Annotated in this window: 1 protein-coding gene; it reads left to right on the plus strand. The window is 37.3% G+C overall.

Annotation, left to right across the window (positions count from 1 at the left end; all coding sequences use genetic code 11):
* Window positions 1-102: 102 nt before the first annotated feature.
* The coding region (locus tag CDOM16190_RS10490) for a relaxase/mobilization nuclease domain-containing protein (RefSeq protein ID WP_170020784.1) at window positions 103-1009 on the plus strand (907 nt) is incomplete at its 3' end.

Genomic DNA, 1009 nt, shown 5'->3' on the forward strand with positions numbered 1-1009 from the left:
AAATCAGCTTACTAGACTATGTCACGAGCGAAGAGCTACCGACATAATGACAATAAGAGAGCTTGATAAAATACGCAAAGAGCTTGAGAGGCTAGAGCCTTAATGCTAGTAAAATTCTTTCCAAATCAACAAGGCGGAGGAACGGGAAGCGTATATTATCTACTTAACGATAGAGTAGAGCAAGGCACAGCCAAGATATTACAAGGCGATAAAAACCAAACAATACAGCTTATAAATCAAATACCCTACAAGCAAAAAGTTACATTTGGCAGCCTAAACTTTACCGAAAGAGATATACCCCAAGAAATCAAGCTAGAGATAATAGCAGAGTTTGAAAGGGTGCTTTTAGCAGGACTTGAACGAGATAAAAACTATAAAATCCTTTGGGTAGAGCATACGGACAAGCAAAATTTAGAGCTAAATTTCGTAATCCCACGAATTGAGCTTGAGAGTTTAAAGAGCTTAACGCCATATTACTACAAGGCAGACCAGAACAGAATAGACGCCTTTAAAGACATAATTAACCTAAAATACGGCTTTACAGACCCCAACGACCCAAGCAGAGAGCAGCCTATCAAAGCAAGCAAAAAGAAAAAGAGACTATACAAAAACTTAGAAGATGTAGAAAATCAATTAAAATTAGACGTTATAAGCGGTTTTTTAACCTCACGAGATGAAATAGTCAACCACCTTAGAGAAAATGGCATAGAAGTCACGAGAGAGGGCAAGGATTGCATTTCTATAAAAATGCCAGAAGCAAAAAAAGCAACAAAACTTACAGGAGCAATATACGATGAACGATTTACTAGCCTCAAAAGCCTTGAAGGAATATTCAGAGAAAAGGAAAGAAGAGCTATTGAGTATAAGGAACGAACTCCTGCAGCAAAACGAGCAATTCTTAACAAGCTACAGGAGCGACTTACAAGAGCTTATGAACACAAATTTAGAGATAATCAACAAAAATATGGACTATCAAAAAGATCAGCTGGAGCAGATGAAAACAAATCTA

Origin of the sequence: Campylobacter sp. RM16190 (assembly GCF_012978835.1) — a bacterium.
Taxonomy (GTDB): domain Bacteria; phylum Campylobacterota; class Campylobacteria; order Campylobacterales; family Campylobacteraceae; genus Campylobacter_A.